Source organism: Paenibacillus popilliae ATCC 14706 (assembly GCF_000315235.1).
Classification (GTDB): domain Bacteria; phylum Bacillota; class Bacilli; order Paenibacillales; family Paenibacillaceae; genus Paenibacillus_B; species Paenibacillus_B popilliae.
Genome location: NZ_BALG01000002.1, coordinates 22,098 through 36,176, shown reverse-complemented (window position 1 = coordinate 36,176; position 14,079 = coordinate 22,098). Strand labels below are relative to the sequence as shown.

14 protein-coding genes and 3 pseudogenes are annotated in these 14,079 nt (G+C 50.9%); 13 read left to right on the top strand and 4 right to left on the bottom strand.

The genetic code is table 11. From position 1 onward, the window contains the following. Positions 1-208: 208 nt before the first annotated feature. Both PPOP_RS23680 and PPOP_RS23675 read right to left on the bottom strand, forming a co-directional pair. A complete protein-coding gene (locus PPOP_RS23680; protein WP_234399622.1) occupies positions 209-805 on the bottom strand; it encodes a reverse transcriptase domain-containing protein in 597 nt (198 codons plus the stop codon). Next, a complete protein-coding gene (locus PPOP_RS23675) occupies positions 762-1,148 on the bottom strand; it encodes a reverse transcriptase family protein (RefSeq protein ID WP_006283948.1) in 387 nt (128 codons plus the stop codon). Before PPOP_RS23675 ends, PPOP_RS23680 begins: the two co-directional genes overlap by 44 nt. A 1,160-nt stretch (positions 1,149-2,308) precedes the next feature. Here PPOP_RS23675 and PPOP_RS23670 point away from each other — a divergent pair. Then, the gene (locus PPOP_RS23670; RefSeq protein ID WP_234399621.1) at positions 2,309-2,413 is read left to right on the top strand and encodes a sporulation protein YjcZ; all 105 of its coding nucleotides are present in this window, start codon (positions 2,309-2,311) and stop codon (positions 2,411-2,413) included. 359 nt (positions 2,414-2,772) lie between these two features. Here PPOP_RS23670 and PPOP_RS19740 read toward each other — a convergent pair. Together PPOP_RS19740 and lexA are read right to left on the bottom strand one after the other, a co-directional pair. Then, positions 2,773-3,049 (bottom strand): annotated as a pseudogene (locus tag PPOP_RS19740) (SDR family NAD(P)-dependent oxidoreductase); the annotation flags it as partial. A gap of 111 nt (positions 3,050-3,160) precedes the next feature. Continuing rightward, positions 3,161-3,787, bottom strand: a complete 627-nt coding sequence (lexA, locus tag PPOP_RS00285) for a transcriptional repressor LexA (RefSeq protein WP_006283947.1) — start codon at positions 3,785-3,787, stop codon at positions 3,161-3,163. 248 nt (positions 3,788-4,035) lie between these two features. On the opposite strand from lexA, the gene PPOP_RS00280 reads away from it, so the two are divergent. From PPOP_RS00280 to PPOP_RS00230, 12 genes and pseudogenes are all read left to right on the top strand, one after another. Further along, positions 4,036-4,416 carry a LysM peptidoglycan-binding domain-containing protein gene (locus PPOP_RS00280; protein ID WP_006283946.1) on the top strand — a complete coding sequence of 127 codons (381 nt, stop codon included), beginning with the start codon at positions 4,036-4,038 and terminating at the stop codon, positions 4,414-4,416. A 163-nt stretch (positions 4,417-4,579) separates the two neighbouring features. After that, positions 4,580-4,795 (top strand): DUF896 domain-containing protein, encoded by a 216-nt coding sequence (locus tag PPOP_RS00275; RefSeq protein ID WP_042226730.1) that lies wholly within the window; start codon positions 4,580-4,582, stop codon positions 4,793-4,795. Positions 4,796-4,825: 30 nt separating this feature from the next. Then, complete coding sequence (locus tag PPOP_RS00270) at positions 4,826-5,401, top strand: hypothetical protein (protein WP_006283944.1); 576 nt, start codon at positions 4,826-4,828, stop codon at positions 5,399-5,401. Positions 5,402-5,433: 32 nt separating this feature from the next. After that, positions 5,434-6,255, top strand: a complete 822-nt coding sequence (locus tag PPOP_RS00265) for an HAD family hydrolase (protein WP_006283943.1) — start codon at positions 5,434-5,436, stop codon at positions 6,253-6,255. 209 nt (positions 6,256-6,464) lie between these two features. Continuing rightward, positions 6,465-6,920, top strand: a complete 456-nt coding sequence (locus tag PPOP_RS00260; protein WP_148277779.1) for a FixH family protein — start codon at positions 6,465-6,467, stop codon at positions 6,918-6,920. A gap of 428 nt (positions 6,921-7,348) precedes the next feature. Continuing rightward, a pseudogene (locus PPOP_RS00255) lies at positions 7,349-8,490 on the top strand (homocysteine S-methyltransferase family protein). A gap of 354 nt (positions 8,491-8,844) precedes the next feature. Then, a pseudogene (locus tag PPOP_RS25640) lies at positions 8,845-8,917 on the top strand (IS200/IS605 family transposase); the annotation flags it as partial. Positions 8,918-9,070: 153 nt separating this feature from the next. Then, positions 9,071-10,006 carry a ribonuclease Z gene (gene rnz, locus PPOP_RS00250; protein ID WP_042226727.1) on the top strand — a complete coding sequence of 312 codons (936 nt, stop codon included), beginning with the start codon at positions 9,071-9,073 and terminating at the stop codon, positions 10,004-10,006. Between the two features lie 297 nt (positions 10,007-10,303). Then, on the top strand, positions 10,304-11,395 hold the full coding sequence (locus PPOP_RS00245) for a Gfo/Idh/MocA family protein (protein WP_006283938.1): 1,092 nt from the start codon (positions 10,304-10,306) through the stop codon (positions 11,393-11,395). Between the two features lie 44 nt (positions 11,396-11,439). Next, a complete protein-coding gene (locus PPOP_RS00240) occupies positions 11,440-12,270 on the top strand; it encodes a TIGR01457 family HAD-type hydrolase (protein WP_006283937.1) in 831 nt (276 codons plus the stop codon). Between the two features lie 38 nt (positions 12,271-12,308). Next, on the top strand, positions 12,309-13,157 hold the full coding sequence (locus PPOP_RS00235; RefSeq protein WP_006283936.1) for a DNA-formamidopyrimidine glycosylase family protein: 849 nt from the start codon (positions 12,309-12,311) through the stop codon (positions 13,155-13,157). Continuing rightward, positions 13,147-14,067, top strand: a complete 921-nt coding sequence (locus PPOP_RS00230) for a deoxyribonuclease IV (protein ID WP_006283935.1) — start codon at positions 13,147-13,149, stop codon at positions 14,065-14,067. The genes PPOP_RS00235 and PPOP_RS00230 overlap by 11 nt, the downstream gene beginning before the upstream one ends. The last annotated feature ends 12 nt before the right edge of the window (positions 14,068-14,079 follow it).

Below are 14,079 nucleotides of genomic sequence, written 5' to 3'. Positions count from 1 at the left end.
CCTTTCTTCACTGGATTGTACGCTCCCCCCTCGCAGAACCGTGCTTGCGCTATTTACGCACACGGCTCCTCATCAGAAGTTTCACACGGATCCCGTTCCGTCAAAATACACTCGAATGTATTCTTGGTTTTGGTAGTGGATTGGCTTTCATTAGCAATAAGAATTTCTCCTAAGTATAGCTGTTTCTTTGACTTCTTCGATTCAACCATTAAAATAGTAGCTTCATTGTACCGTACCCGTATCTCGACAGCATTGGCCCATTGTCGGTGATACCGTAATATCTGTAGTGTCCAACGAGTTTTGCTTTGAGTTGAGCTAACATTGATTTGACCTCCAGGTTGAACTTCTTAAGCCTGTCCTTGAGTTGCAGGTAGAAGTTTCTTGCCTCGCCTTCCGTTTGGAAACAACATACAAAATCATTCTCATATCGAACCATATAGGTCTGGCCTCTGTATTGCTTCTTCATTCGTTTCTCGAACCATAAGTCCAGTACGTAATGTAGGTAGATATTAGCGAGTACGGGTGAGATAATTCCTCCCTGTGGCGTGCCTTGCTCTGTCTGCCGGCTCCTTCCTTCCTCCATTATTCCTGCTTTGAGCATACGCTGAATCAGTCGTAAGAGTTTACGGTCCTTGATTCGTACCTCTAAGCATTTCATCATCCAGTTATGATCGACATGATCAAAGAATCCTGCTATATCCGCATCCACAATCCAGTTCGTTTTCTTCGTCATGATGATTGTGTGTAGTGTTCGCAGTGCATCATGACATCCACGTCCAGGCCGAAATCCAAAAGAGGATTCCAAGTGGTTTAGGGATATACACTCCTCTAACGGGCTGAGGTTTGTAAGCCATTTTAAGCAAGGATTGATGGAGATTCCTTATGTTTATGTCCAGGTTTTCCTCGTACTTCGCTTTCGTAACCTCGTCCACACCAACAGCCTTATTTCCTTTCAGTTCCTGGTGACACATGTGCAATGCCTTTTCGTCCAGAAGGTGGATCAGGCTTGTAAACTGCTCTTTTGGTCGTTCTCTTGCTACTTGTGCTATCTTAACAAGTTTTGTTTTCAATTCACTTCCACCTCTGCGTGTGGGAATTGTGTCCTTTGTCTCGGTCTTCTGATGTGGCTTCCTTTTCTCCGCTGCCATTACGCAGCTTCTTCGATACTATTCAGCCATCCGACTCCCTATCTCTCTTTTGCTTTCCTTGCTTGGTTTTCACTTGTACGGCATACCCGCTGGTTCCAGGAAGAGATAAGGGCTCCCGGGTTCCCGCTCATTCTCTGTTTGTAACGTGCCAAGCTCTTAGACCCCGGAGTGCCCATTCAAACTCACCTTTGCGCTTGAATGCGTTTCGCCTTCTGTATGTGTAACCACATCGGCCTGTCTCCACTTATTTTTCGAGGTTCCATCACTTCAGCTTTCGCTTTCGGCCCGTTATTTTGCCGTTCTACGCTTTAATGTTATCCGTTACCGGGTAACCTCCAAGAACTAGCTACAGGACTGCTGGTTAGGCATTATCCTGATGGGACTGCCACCCACTAGAATTGACGACCTTGCCCGGCCGCATTACACAAAATCGACCGCATAGCGGCAGTACGAAATCGCTGGCTTCCACTGTCAATCTTCACGTATCGCGATTGGACGCTGGTTGAGAATTCCGAAGTTCCATGCCATGCATCGGCAACATCCGTTATCATCTATCGAAGTTCACGCTCTACGTGCGTTTGGAAAGAAGCGGGTAGACGATCAGGCTTTTTTGGCCAATTTTCAGGAATGTGGGGGTAAGGCCCCCCATGGGAAAACCCCGATTAGGGCGAAAGGAAGGGAATGGAGCACCGCCCTAAGGATCTACGGTGCTCCACAGAAATGAGTAAATTAGAAACAACATTGTCTTCTACGTTTTTTACACACTACCAAAACTCTCTGACCTCGTCTAAGAACAACAGTGACTGTTCTGCGATGATGTCTCATTCAAGCCACCTCCTTTCTATATTACAATATGAGTGATTGCCTTAAATGATTGTGCTAAAGCTGGGGGAAACTTATATGAAGGCTATATCCTAACACTTTGGTTTCTGAGAGCAGCAAGGTCACTGTTGTAATACTGGGGCGTGGCAAGGCAGTAGATCAAAATAACCGATATGGTAAGGCTATCCGGTTAACATCTGTGCACCTTGAGCAGCCGCGGCTGCAAGGAGAGAGTCGTTCGCATAAACGGCCCAAATGTTGAGCATATGGGTTATCGTCAAGTCAAATCGTCCGTAATTCTAATATTATGGAGTACCAAGAGAAAGGAGGTAACTCAAATGAGTGGAGTTACTTGTGGTGTTGGAGGTCTCTGGACGTCGACAGGTGTAATTTTGGTGTTGTTTATTCTGCTTGTCATCGTTTCCCGAGCATTTATTTATTAATAGGTCCTGATGAGACAGTGCTTTTCGGATTTGTGATGAAAGGTAACCTTTTGTAAGAGGAAGCTGTCCCAAAAGTAGTTTTTTTCTACCTGTGAGATGACGGTAAATTCGAAAGAAGGTCGAGTCAGGGGTTACATTTGCTCCTGTACTCGACCTTTTGACTTTTTCACTGTCCACTTGAGCAATGTTGATCCTCTTGGGAGAGGATCAATTCGGCTGTCGCCTATCAAAATATCGAGTCCTGCTGGCATAAGTAACGGGTTACGGTGCCAGATCGACTGCTTGTCTTCATAATCAACTAAGCATGGGTTTGTTATCCATTAAGGATTTCGCCGCGTTAACATGCAGAATCTATCCGGTGACAAATTCACTGACAGGGAGCGAGTGAAGGCGACAATCGCGCCCTTGATCGCTGAATCGTCCAACAAATTTGCGTTTCTGCGATACGCGGTGACGGAAGCGGTGTTAATGATAGCGCCGGATTCCTGCTTCAATTGGGATATTGCCGCCTTCCTCAGATAGAATATGGCAAATACGTTAGTTTTTGAATGTGCGTTGAAGCTGTTCGTCCGAAATGCCTTCGATGCGCTCCTGCGGATGCTGCAAGTTCACCATGTAACGCAACTTACCACATCGCTCCGGAATGAATCACAGTATGTGGCCAGACACGTCAAAAAGCCGCTTCCGAATACAGAAATGCTGTATTCAAAGCGGCTTCTCCACCTTTGTTCCCATAGGCTGCAAGTGTTAATGAAAATCACGGAACAACCCAATCACTTTTCCCAAGATCGTCACATGCATCAACCGGATCGGCTCAAATATTGGATTCTCCGGTTGAAGGCGGATATGATCGCGTTCCTTGTAGAAGGTCTTCACCGTTGCTTCGTTCTCCTCGGTCATGGCCACGACAATATCGCCGTTATCCGCTGTCAGCTGCTGGCGGACGATAACGTAGTCTCCGTTATGTATACCGGCTTCAATCATGCTGTCTCCGACAACGGATAGCATAAAGATGTTGTCATCATCTCCCACCATATGCACTGGAAGAGGGAAATAATCTTCGATGTTCTCTGTTGCCGTAATCGGTTCGCCGGCCGTTACTTTCCCGATGACGGGAACGTGTGCTACGGCATGGCTGAACTCCGAATGGCGATCCGACTGTTCGCTGAGCAGTTCGATTGCTCTTGGTTTCGTCGGGTCCCGGCGGATAAAGCCTTTCTTCTCTAGCCGGTCCAGATGACCGTGCACCGTTGAACTCGATGCGAGGCCGACAGCTTCCCCGATTTCTCTCACGGAGGGAGGATAGCCCTTGGTGCGGACTTCTTCACGTATAAAATCAAGGATCGCTTGTTGTCGACTTGATATTTTAGACAAAGATATCAACTCCAATGAATGCTCTTTTGTCAAAATTATACCATGGAACCTCCGTTCGCACAAACGTAAGTTCTAAAAAAGCTTTATTTTATGCGGTATTTTCGTTTTTCTTTTGAAAACGTCACATATTGGGATTCGGGGAATAAAAAAGAGAACTCATGTTCCGTAAATAGTTGTTGACCTGAACGTATGTTCGTGTTACATTATGGACAACAAGAGTAGAACAAGTGTTTGGGGAGTGGGCGAACATGAGTCAGGTGACATATAACCCGAGACGGAATTATGCATATCGAACAGAAGCAAGACCATCTATGTATCAACCATTAAACCAGAACCAATATAATAGTAGGAAATTGATTCGAGCGCTATTGCTCTTCGGCTTGCTATTTCTTTTGTGTGCGGGAATTATACAAGCATGGGGGGATGATGACAGGGTATCCGAACAGCCTTCTGTAGTTACGGAGCGCGTACTTGTTCAGCCTGGGGATAGCCTGTGGAAGATCGCAACGGAATACAAACCGAACGGAATGGATACCCGAGAGTACATATATAAGATTATTCAATTGAATAATTTAAGCGGACAAATGCTCCAATCCGGTATCATCATTGTTGTGCCGATTATTTCTTGACGATACTACCATTGTGTTGGGAGCATATTTCTCACAGCAGTGCTTATCTCTCCTGTTGAGGACGAAGGCGTTGCTTCTTGTTTTCTTCGGCTGTCGCTTGCTTGACAAGACTGATGCAGCATGTCAAAGTAGGAGTTATGCACCAGTGTATGGAGGGTACAAGATGAACATGGATAAATTAATCGCGCGCATCAATGAGCTGGCCCGCAAGGATAAGAGCGTAGGGCTGAACTCAGAGGAACTTGCGGAACGGGCCACGCTAAGAGAGCAATATCTCGTATTGTTCCGGCAGCAGGTACGCAATAAGTTGGACAGCATTCGCTATGTGGAAGACGAAGAGGGCGACCAGAACAATCAACCGGGAAGCATCGTTCATTAGAGTGTTCAGCATATAGGAGGTCTGGATAGGATGTCGCGTAGTTGGGAACGTCAAGTACGGCGCAATAGCGCTCAGTTGAACAAGCAACGCAAAAAGCAGGGCAAGCCGGGGATCAATTCCTATTCGGTTGCGTTTGATGAATTTAAGGGTCGGAATTTTATTCTTCCATTGATATTGACCGGGTTTACGATCTTTTATGCGCTGCTTGGCACTGTAGGCACGAACCCGCCGCTGTACTGGGTAACTGTTATATGTTATTTGGCATTGGCGCTGATGCTGTTTTTGCGCCGGCCTTTTTTACGGATAACGAAAGACGAACTAAGCACGACCAAATGGAATCGGCTGCGTACGCTCAAAGTGGAAGACATCAAAAAAATAACGTATCAGCCTGGCTACCTTATTATTGAAAAGAACGGCAAAGGCTCGAACTGGGTGTTCTCCCGAATGATGAACCGCTATGACATCGAAGCGATGCATGCGCAGTTGCAGCAGTTCGCTGCTCAGAACCGGATAGCGTACGAAGAGAATTCTACGTCAGACAAGGACGACAAGTCCATTGAGTCGGAGCATTCGGACGAAGTCGTCTTCATGAAGCCGAAGAAATAGTTTTCCGGGAGTGGAGACAAGGGGGAGACGCGATGGCCATTCGTGCCGTATTATTCGATCTGGATGACACGCTCCTGTGGGATGAGCGGTGTGTAGGGGAAGCCTTTGCCGCCGTTTGCCAATATGCACACTCCAAAGCGGGAGTTGATGCGAAGCAATTGGAGACTGAAGTGCGAAACGCTGCAAGATCTTTATATGAAAGTTATGAAACCTACGCCTTCACGACCAACATTGGCATCAATCCGTTCGAGGCATTGTGGGGGCATTTTACCGGGGGAGAGCATGAGCAGTTCCGCAGCCTGCAGCAGTTGGCGCCGACTTACAGGAGCGCATCATGGACGATCGGTCTTCGCCAGTCGGGTTGCGATGATGGGTCGTTGGGAGCAGAGCTCGCGGATCGCTTCATGCGCGAACGGCGGGCCCGTTCTTACGTGTATGAGGAGACGTATGATATTTTGCGAACGTTGAAGCCTCATTATCAGTTGCTCCTCTTGACGAACGGGGCTCCGGATTTACAGCAGGACAAGCTTGATGGCATCCCGGATATCATTCCGTTCTTCGATCATATCGTGATCTCCGGCCATCATTCGGAAGGGAAGCCTGCGCCAAGCCTGTTCCGCCATGCGATGTCCTTGCTGGGCATCGGCCCTCGCGAAGGATTGATGGTTGGGGACAAACTGACTACAGATATATTAGGGGCTCAGAATGTCTGGATGCACCATGCCTGGATCAACCGCAAGGGCGTAACATTGACCGGCAATATCCGGCCCGAACACCAAATAGCCAACTTGATGGAACTGACGGGCGTAATTGAAGAGATAAATCAAGCGGCGTTAAAGAGAACCAATAAATGATGGGATGTCTGCCCTAAGGGCGGGCTTTGTTGCTTGATGGGTCAAACGTTACGGCCGCTGCACTGACCTGCGCTAATGTTGGTGTGATGAATGCCATACCCCGTCAACATCACCGCTCAAAATCTAGCCCGCTCGAGTCATATCTTGCGGAGTATTGTTGTTATAATGAATGCATAGAGAGGTTGGAAATAGCTAAGGAGTGAATGGGCATGATGAAGAAGGTAATGTTAGCGCTGTCACTATGCATGATGCTTATTTTCGCTGCAGGCTGCGGGAATGGAAATCGCAATGGCGGAGAGCGTGCGAGCCACAATGGCTCAGGCGATCACAGTGGGCACGAAGCGCATGGGCAAGATGAGGCGGTACCGGACTTGATTAAAGTAGACCTGCAGGTTCCTACGGAAGTCAAAGTGAATGAGCTTGCCACGATAACCGCCCGCGTTACGCAGAACGACCAAGCGGTCGATGATGCGGACAAAGTGGAATTCGAGTATTGGCTGAAAGGGGAAGAGCAGCACCAGCAGGCCGAGGGTTCCTTCACACAGGATGGTACATATCAAATCGAACGTACGTTTGACAAAGCAGGCACCTACAATGTGATCTCCCATGTAACGGCACGGGATATGCATTCGATGCCGAAGAAGCAATTCGAAGTCAAATCATAAAGCAGGAAGCACTGTTATGGCGGCAGGGCTTCTAACCTCATTCTCGGTATGGGGTATGAACTTGCCAAATTTGTCTTGGAGGGAGGCGTCTCGTTTGTTCGGATTCCAATGCTCGTACAGCACGCCTTGTCCCTCCAGGAAGTTACGAATATTTTCTTCTTCTGTATTCTTTTCATTCGTGTTTCAAATCTGAATCTCCAACCATTTACCAACCCTTACGTTCCCAACCGGAATGATTATGATCATACATTAAAATACAGAAAATAAATGGGCAAGAGCGTATCGAGTGAAAAGATTACAAGTTTTTCCTAAACATTGCGCTTCTGTTAAACTAGGTTCTAAATGCTTGACATAGAGTGGGCAGAAGGATGAAGTAACCGACATTTGAAGAGCGACTTCAAGTACGTATACTCATTCTTGACGGTGCGATGGGGACGATATTCAGCAGGCGGATTTATCGCCGGAAGATTCCGGAGGCGAACATTTGGATGAATGCACCGAAATGCTCGTACTGACTCGTCCCGACGTCATTTCACGAATACACGAACAATACCTTGAAGTCGGGCTGACATTTTGGAGACGAACACCTTCGGTGCCAACAGCATCGTGCTAGCTGAACGTGAAGGCCGGTTCAAATGCTATTCAACGGGCGATGGAGACAACGGGGCAGAAGCTGCCGTTCATAATCGCGGGCACGATCGAGCCGATGGGAACGACTCTTGCCGGCCAGAACATTGAATCCTTCAATATCTCGCTGGAGCATCTGAATCCGTTGTCGATTGGATTGAACTGCGCGACCGGTCCGGAATTCACGCGCGATCATTTGCGCTCTTTCTCCGCGCTTAGCCGCACGGCGATCAGCTGTTACCCGAATGCAGGCCTACCTGACGAGAACGGACATTATCATGAATCCCCGAAATCGCTTGCTCGGAAAATCACTACTTTCGCCGAGCAGGGCTGGTTGAATACTGCGGGTGGCTGCTGCGGAACGACACCGGAGCATGAGCGGAAGCTGCCCGAAGCGCTTCTCTACGACACGAATGACGAGACGCTTGCCGAATTCGTGGCCGCGTTCCGCAATCGTACGGTAGATAAAAAAGTGAAGACGAACGACTCTCCATTGGAGGAACGGCTTGCTTCATATCTAGTGGAGGGCACGAAGGAAGGACTTATCCCGGATCTGACGCTCGCCCTGGAGAAATATTCGCCACTTGACATGATAAATGGCCCGCTGATGAAAAGAATGGAAGAGGTAGGCCGCTTGTTCAACAACAATGAGATGCGGGAAGTATGGGGCATCCCCGATCCCACTGAGATGACGATGAAGGAACGGTTCGGCGCCAGATACCAGGGCATTCGGGTGTCGTTCGGTTACCCAGCCTGTCCGAACCTGGAGGATCAGGAACCGCTGTTCCGCCTCATGCATCCGGAGGATATTGGCGTGCACTTGACGGAAGGCTTCATGATGGAGCCGGAAGCATCCGTCACCGCGATCGTATTCACTCATCCGCAAGCAACGTACTTCAACGTGGATTTGGCATTAGAAGGCTGTCCGCATACGCATAATTGATCCAAAATACTAACTCCGCACCGCTTCCTCTATTGGTTGGTGCGGTGGTTTTGTTTTGTGGGGGCAAGGGCAGAATCGAACGAAGCGCAGTTGGGTATAGCTTACTATGAATGTACTATCAGTAACCGAGATTATTTTATGAATTAGCCGAGAACACTTGTGACTTCAGTCATGAGATGAATCGGCCTCGGACAAGGCGTGTCTTTTGACACGTCAATGGTCCGACGTATGTTAACTTATCTATTAACAAAAACACTGATATTTAGCGGTTATAACTTGAAAAATATTTGACATATGTTATCATATACTTGAGGTGGATAGCATGGCAGAAGTCAAACATGGCAGAGGATATGTGTACTCAATCAAATAGCTACAGATAAATGATTTCACGATTTCAAAAATTGAAAGTGATTGTGACCATGTTCATCAGAAAGTGAATCGCAGTAACCGCAGGAACTGCGGGGATAGCTTGGTGGTACATCATGTACTCATTCTGTTCAATAGAGCGGACTACCCAAGAATCTCGTGGCTTTAGCCATGAGAGGTTCAAATTATGAAGTAAAGGGGGGAAAACAGGGCCATGGATCTTTATTTTCTCGGCACCGGGGCCGGTATGCCGACTACCCGACGGAATGTAAGCAGCCTCGTGCTGCGCCTGCAAGAAGAACGGGGAACGTTCTGGATGTTCGATTGCGGTGAAGGGACGCAGCATCAAGTTCTCCGTTCACCATTGAAGCTTGGCAAGTGTGAGTTCATCTTTATCACGCATTTGCATGGAGATCATTTGTTCGGTCTGCCTGGGCTGTTGTCTAGCCGATCGTATCAAGGCGGGGTTGATCCGTTGACCGTGTTCGGACCGGCAGGGCTAAGCGAATTCATGGAGACCGCGTTTCGAGTGTGTGATACTCATTTTCCCTATGCGCTGCATATCCAGGAGATCGAGCCGGGCGAGATCTGGTCCGATGACAGCTTTCGCGTCACCGCGCTGCCGCTGGATCACCGTGTGCCTTCCTATGGCTACCGGGTACAGGAGCTTGCCCGTCCGGGCAAGCTGCGCATCGAGATGCTTGAGCGGATGGGCATCGAACCCGGACCGATCTACGGGAAGCTGAAGCGCGGTGAAGATGTCGTGCTGCCGGATGGGCGGCGCATTGCGGCGGCGTCCGTCCTGGGAGAACCGATATCGGGGAAGGCGGTTGCAATTTTAGGCGATACGCGCCCGTGCGAAAACGCGGTACGGTTGGCGGAAGGGACGGATGTTCTGGTTCATGAAGCTACGTTCATGGAAGACAAGCGCAGCCATGCGGATGAATACGGCCACAGCACGGCCGCAGGTGCGGCCGCCATCGCACGGAAGGCCAGTGCGGGCAAGCTGGTGCTGAACCACTTCAGCTCGCGCTACAAAGATGAGGAGACGCTGGCCCGTTTGCTGGCTGAGGCGAGGGCTATCTTTCTCCCCACCGTGCTCGCTGACGACCTTCTCGCCGTTCCGTTGGCGATGGAAACGGAGCAATAGTCGATTAGGGAAGCTCGTTCCACGGTGCGCTAGCTGAACGGCGGAAACCGGAAGTGAAGGCGGATTATTTTCCGGGAAAGCGCACAAGTTGACAAAGGATGCTCCTGCCGGGACGGAACGGGAGAAATGGAAGGGAATTCGACGCCGATCGACCCGGCGTACTGTCGAAAGTGGACGGATTATTCTGCATCCGGCCTTGCAAGCGGAATGGCGGTTCTTTACAATGGATCAAAGTTGAGCATTTCCCTGCAAGCTATCGGCAGCGAAGGCCGGAAATAAGGAAAGGTGGAATCCTCCATGCAGAAGCTTGGTTTCTCTATACTCGGGTTCGGCACGATCGCCAAAACCCATTTGATCGCATTGAGAACGCTGCCGATTGTGAAGCGGCTGCCTGTAGAACTGTCCCTTCACGCGTTGGTCACCAGACGGTCCGAAGAGGTGAAGGTCCAGGCACGCCGCATTGGATTTGCCCATATCACGAGTTCGCTAGAAGAGGCGCTTCAGATCCAAGGTTCCGATGCGGTAAGCATTTGTACGCCGAATGCGCTGCACGCGGATCAGGTTCGAACCGCTGTCGCCTATCGGCAGGGTGTATATTGTGAGAAGCCGGTAACGGACAATGCGCAGGCGACGAAGGATTTGGTGGAGGAGATACCTGCACAGCACCCGCAGCAGCTCGCATTTGTCTTTCGCTATCATCCTGCTGTCATGCGCATTCGCGCCTGGCTGGAAGCGGGGCTGGTCGGCGATGTCCTGCAATGTAAAATCGCATATCTGCGCTCCGGATATTTGAGCGAATCGAGGCCTTTCAGCTGGAGGCTGAGCGACTCGCTGTCTGGCGGAGGTGCCATTACGGATATCGGCGTGCATGCACTTGATCTGATCCGTTACTGGTTCGGTGATTTCGCGAGCGTGGATGGTCATGTACATACGTTCGTGCCGGAGCGGCCGAAGTTCGCTGGCTCGGAAGAGCGCGTCCCGATCCACGTCGATGATTGGGCCGTCATGACCTATAAGACAGAGAGCGGCGTTCACGGGATGGTTGAAGTGTCTCGGATTGCTTATGGAGCTGATACGTTCCGTATAGACATCGTCGGTACGAAGGGAAGCATCACATGCGACCTGGAACGGGATAAGATACCGGCCCTTCATCTGTTGAATAGACAGCAGCCTGCGCTCCCTGAACCGGACAGCTTGTCTTTGCTGCCGGACGAAAAGGCGACGATGGGCGTGTTTCAGGACAGCCACTTTGCGGCCCTTCATCATTTCATTTTGCGATTGTCCGGAGATGAACGCTGGCCGGATATCGCTCCGACCTTGGCGGACGGCTATGCGGTGGAGCAGTGGGTGGATCATATTATCCGTACCGGCCGGGAGCGGCTGGTCTAGCCATGACTGCTTACGGCGTGAGGCAGAAAGGAATGGGAGGCATCATGATGGAAATAAAATGGTACGCTTGCATTGATCTGGATGGAACGATGTATCACGGATCGACCATGATTGAAGGAGCGGATGCGCTTGTCTCGACACTGCAGCAGCTCCGAATTCCGTATCAGTTCGTGACGAACAACTCGTCGCGCACGCCGGAGGAAGTTGCGGATATGCTGAACGGGCTCGGAATCAACGCAAAAAGTGAGGAGGTGCTCACGTCGGCGCAAGCTGCTGCATCGTATATTTTGAAGAAATTTCCGGGCCGCCGCGTATTTTTGATCGGGGAACGGGGCCTGGAGCAAGCGTTGACGGATGCCGGTATTGCGTGGACGGCGGATATGGAGGCCGTATGGAATGAAGAGGTTGATATCGTCGTTCAGGGAATTGATCGGAGTGTGAGCTATGCGAAACTGGAAGCGGCCGCAGCCGCAGTGCGCAAGGGAGCGCTTTCGATTCTGACGAATCCGGATCTGATGCTTCCTTCCGATCGGGGATTCTCCCCTGGAGCCGGCTCGATCGGGGCGGCGATCCAGGCGGCCTCGGGGGCTGAACCCGTCGTGATCGGCAAGCCGAGCCGCATCATCATGGACGCCGCACTGGAACGGCTGGGTTGCCGTGCGGAGGAAGCCATTGTCATCGGCGATAATATGATGACGGATATGCTGGCAGGTCATCAGGCGGGCTGCCGGACGGCGCTTGTCTTGACAGGGATTACGACGGCGGACAACCGCGAAGATTACCAGAAGCGCTCGGGAGTCAACCCCGATATCATATGCGATACGCTGGAGGAGATGCGCCAGTGGTTCTTAGCACAAGCGCATCATAACGAATGAGCTACTTTAATTTATAGACATAGGAAGGAAGATGCTCGATGCCGGGAATTCCCGAGATCGAAGGTTACCGCAAACGGCTGGATCAGAATACGGTAGACCAACGGATTCGAAGATTGGATATGCAGCGCCAATCCGGGCTGAACGTGGAAATGGAACGTATTCACGATTTGGCTCTTGGCCGACAAATTTTATTTGTGGAACGAAGAGGAACGGATCTTATTTTTCATTTGGATAATGGTCAGCGCCTGGTGCTTCGGCTGGGCCAGGAGGATGAGCTTCATATTGACAGGTTCGAAGCCGGTACGGAGGACGAGGAACAGAATGCGGCCGCTAGTGCCAGCAAGCCTGCATTTTCGCTGTGCTTGGACAGCGTGGAGGTGACCGTGGACAAGTCGCGGTCACTTCAGCTATTGTTGCTGACGGCGAAGGAGTTGGATCAACAGCAGCGGGGGCAAGGACCTGATCCGTTGTCCCGCCACTTAACGGCGAAACGGTTCCGCCAACGGTTCACGAAGCGGCGGTCGACTTTGAAGACGGCCTTGATGAATCCCGCTCTGCTGTCCGGGATTGACAGCCGGTATGCGGATAATATCGCGTTTGCTGCCAGACTTCACCCCTCTGTGCGGGTTGATCGGCTACAGGAAGAAGAGCTTGACCGGTTGTATTTATCAATGATTCATATTCTTCAGGAAGTGATCGAGCGGCAGGATGGGAGCGGCGGAGCGGCGGCAGATGGCAACACAGCTTCACTTCCATGGGGAATCGCAGGTAGGACAGAAGAGCCTTGCCCGCGCTGCGGCACGCCAATTGAAGAAGTGCTGATTCAACGGAAGCCTGCGTATTACTGTCCGCAGTGCCAGCCGCTGCCGTCAGCGGATGAATTCTAGTCTCCCGGGGAGGGGAGACGGCAGCTTCGCGCTGCAATACGGTTGTCATTTATCGCTGCGGGGCGGCTATAGCTATGCTGCGCGTGACGCGGTACGATTGCAGGCGGCGTTCGGCCTTGGCTGCTATCAATATTTCAGCAAGAATCCGAGGGTCTTGTCCGTCAAGCTCGGGTACGAGGATGAGGCGGAGGCGGCTCGGGAGCTATGTGAGCGGCATGGGATTCATACGGTCGTGCATACCCCGTATCCAACGAATCTGACGGTCGATGCCGAACAGGCGCCAGAGCGGTTCCGGGCAACGGTTCAATCGCTGTTGAATGATTTGATGATTGCCGAAGCCTGCGGATCGATTGGAGTCGTCGCCCATTTCGGCATGTTCAAAGGCAAGGCTATCGGAGAGCAGCTTCTGCTGCGCAACTACGGGAACATTATCCGCACGATCGATACGGTGCTTGCCGTCTGGAACGGGCGAGCCCTGCTTCTGCTGGAGAATCAGGCGGGCAGTCATGGCGGCCTCGGAGTGACGCTGGAGGAGCTTATCCAGATCAGGCAGTTAAGCCGCTATTCCGATAAGCTCGGTTATTGCTTCGATACCTGCCATGCGTTCGCCAGCGGCTTGTGGAACCCGTCCAAGACCGATGAATTGGTCGCCAGAGGACATGAGCTCGGTTATTGGCAGCATATGCAGGTCATTCATTTGAACGATTCAAGAGAAGTTTATGCTTCGCGCCAAGATCGACACGCTAATCTGGGAGACGGGCACATCGGCATCGAGGAGTTGGCCTGCCTGGCCATGGCTAAAGGGATCCGTGGCAAGCCGCTCATTCTGGAGACGCCGGGCAGCGGCCAATGCGGACATGTTCCCGAGTGGATCAGGCTGAAGCAGGCGGTTCGGGTCGACAACAATTGATTTCATGATGAA

What these genes read in the sequence shown, in the direction of transcription:
- PPOP_RS23675 (WP_006283948.1), bottom strand. Translation starts at nt 1,148, where the DNA reads ATGGCAGCGGAGAAAAGGAAGCCACATCAGAAGACCGAGACAAAGGAC.
- PPOP_RS23670 (WP_234399621.1), top strand. Translation starts at nt 2,309, where the DNA reads ATGAGTGGAGTTACTTGTGGTGTTGGAGGTCTCTGGACGTCGACAGGT.
- PPOP_RS00280 (WP_006283946.1), top strand. Translation starts at nt 4,036, where the DNA reads ATGAGTCAGGTGACATATAACCCGAGACGGAATTATGCATATCGAACA.
- PPOP_RS00275 (WP_042226730.1), top strand. Translation starts at nt 4,580, where the DNA reads ATGAACATGGATAAATTAATCGCGCGCATCAATGAGCTGGCCCGCAAG.
- PPOP_RS00270 (WP_006283944.1), top strand. Translation starts at nt 4,826, where the DNA reads ATGTCGCGTAGTTGGGAACGTCAAGTACGGCGCAATAGCGCTCAGTTG.
- PPOP_RS00265 (WP_006283943.1), top strand. Translation starts at nt 5,434, where the DNA reads ATGGCCATTCGTGCCGTATTATTCGATCTGGATGACACGCTCCTGTGG.
- PPOP_RS00260 (WP_148277779.1), top strand. Translation starts at nt 6,465, where the DNA reads ATGATGAAGAAGGTAATGTTAGCGCTGTCACTATGCATGATGCTTATT.
- rnz (WP_042226727.1), top strand. Translation starts at nt 9,071, where the DNA reads ATGGATCTTTATTTTCTCGGCACCGGGGCCGGTATGCCGACTACCCGA.
- PPOP_RS00245 (WP_006283938.1), top strand. Translation starts at nt 10,304, where the DNA reads ATGCAGAAGCTTGGTTTCTCTATACTCGGGTTCGGCACGATCGCCAAA.
- PPOP_RS00240 (WP_006283937.1), top strand. Translation starts at nt 11,440, where the DNA reads ATGATGGAAATAAAATGGTACGCTTGCATTGATCTGGATGGAACGATG.
- PPOP_RS00235 (WP_006283936.1), top strand. Translation starts at nt 12,309, where the DNA reads ATGCCGGGAATTCCCGAGATCGAAGGTTACCGCAAACGGCTGGATCAG.
- PPOP_RS00230 (WP_006283935.1), top strand. Translation starts at nt 13,147, where the DNA reads ATGAATTCTAGTCTCCCGGGGAGGGGAGACGGCAGCTTCGCGCTGCAA.